The organism is Okeania sp. SIO2C9, assembly GCF_010672455.1.
Lineage (GTDB): Bacteria > Cyanobacteriota > Cyanobacteriia > Cyanobacteriales > Microcoleaceae > Okeania.
The window spans coordinates 1-1,580 of sequence record NZ_JAAHGO010000211.1 but is presented as its reverse complement, the minus strand read 5'-3'; the positions used below and the strand labels follow the sequence as shown (position 1 = coordinate 1,580).

At 35.3% G+C, this 1,580-nt stretch carries 4 protein-coding genes; 1 reads left to right on the top strand and 3 read right to left on the bottom strand.

All coding sequences use genetic code 11. The features are described from left to right. Nucleotides 1–203 precede the first annotated feature (203 nt). Nucleotides 204–350, top strand: coding sequence for a hypothetical protein (locus F6K23_RS40380; protein WP_293166827.1), 147 nt, complete (start codon nucleotides 204–206; stop codon nucleotides 348–350). A gap of 41 nt (nucleotides 351–391) precedes the next feature. Here the strand turns inward: F6K23_RS40380 and F6K23_RS40375 are convergent, their stop codons facing one another. The 3 genes from F6K23_RS40375 to F6K23_RS40370 all read right to left on the bottom strand — a co-directional run bounded on the left by F6K23_RS40375 (nucleotide 392) and on the right by F6K23_RS40370 (nucleotide 1,483). Continuing rightward, on the bottom strand, nucleotides 392–784 hold the full coding sequence (locus F6K23_RS40375) for an ISAs1 family transposase (protein ID WP_293166829.1): 393 nt from the start codon (nucleotides 782–784) through the stop codon (nucleotides 392–394). 146 nt (nucleotides 785–930) lie between these two features. Next, nucleotides 931–1,194: an ISAs1 family transposase gene (locus F6K23_RS42710; protein WP_367267972.1), complete on the bottom strand. Its 264-nt coding sequence runs from the start codon at nucleotides 1,192–1,194 to the stop codon at nucleotides 931–933. Further along, complete coding sequence (locus F6K23_RS40370; protein WP_293166825.1) at nucleotides 1,178–1,483, bottom strand: transposase family protein; 306 nt, start codon at nucleotides 1,481–1,483, stop codon at nucleotides 1,178–1,180. Before F6K23_RS40370 ends, F6K23_RS42710 begins: the two co-directional genes overlap by 17 nt. Nucleotides 1,484–1,580: the final 97 nt, after the last annotated feature.

Here is a 1,580-nt window from a genome sequence, read left to right as displayed (position 1 = left end):
GCAGGGCTGTTTCATTCTCACTAAGCGTGTAGAATTATAGAGTAAAGAGCAGATTTAACCCCAAATTCGGCCTAATATTAGCTTGAATGGCCATTTTTTATGATTTAAAGCAGTGCGATCGCAGAGCATTGCCTCAGCAGTAGGTGTAGAATTATAGAGTAAAGAGCAGATTTAACCCCAAATTCGGCCCAATATTAGCTTGAATGGCCATTTTTTATGATTTAAAGCAGTGCGATCGCAGAGCATTGCCTCAGCAGTATCGCGTAGCGGTGTGTAGTACTTTCATCACCAACCAATGTCAAACTGACCCAGAAATTGCCCTCTGTTGTGCGATCGCAACTTCAGCTTAATTTAGATTAATTCAGAGCAAAAAATGGATTTCAGACCACACTTAAGTACAAAAAGAAAGTATATATTTGAGATTATTACTCAAGTACGATATCCCGGCTTTAATTCCAGCAAAACCATGTATTCTTAGTAGGGTTAACACCCAAGTTTTTAAAATAGATAAATTTCTGGCAGAAAAGCCCGATTTTTGAGGACTTGAATCTTCTTCTAAAATCACATCTTTCACCCAATGAAGTCGATTTTCAATTAACCAATGTCCTCTAATGCCTGAGGCTAAAGTGGTAGATTGTGGTGAGAGTGAACAAAGATAATAACTAATACTTTCTACCAATGTTGACCCACGATTACTACTCCGCTTCACTCTAATTACAGAACCTGCACCTTTCCATACATCCAGTATATTTTTAGGTATATTAAAAACTTCTACAAGTCTAATAGTATAACGATTTCTTGTTTTTTATTCATCTACATACCTCTTTATTACTTGAGTCGATTTAACTTGCTCTTCTATTTTTTTATACAACTGGGGTTGATTCTTTTTAACTTTAACTACATAATCGTTTTGACTATCGATAATTGTGGCTACTGTTTTTTTTGACAATGTAGAGCATCAAGAGTAAAAACTACCCCCTTTAAATCTAATATTTCTAGTAGTTTTCTCACAATCGTAATTTCACTTTCAAGCTTATTATCAAAGATTTTTATCCCTAAAACTAACCCTCTTTCATGGCTAAATGCTGATACACAATTTCTAAAATTTTGCTCAGATTTATCGTAATTTTCTACTGTATTTTTGAGACTTTTTCCGTCTATTGATACCCACTCTCGCTTACCTGATTTTACTATATTGTTGGCTCCATTGATTAAAAGCTGTTTGTAATTTTTGGTAATCTAATTGTACCATGACTCGTCTCATAGTTGAGTAAGAAGGAACACGAGCTTGAGGAATATTGAGTAGTTTAATTAAAGTTAAACGATGGCGTTCGGTAAATCTCCCTAACTGTCTATAACCCCAATAACCGCTGATGATTCCCATAATTATAATCAGTAATACCAACCATAAGGGGTGGCGACAACCTCTTTGGTCACGAAAATCAGGTATTTCTTTGAGGTAATCAATGAGGCTTTTTTCCATATATTTTCATATACTGGCATATTGGCCAATTTACATCAATAAATCTGCTCTTTACTCTATAATTCTACACGCTTAGTGAGAATGAAACAGCCCTGCC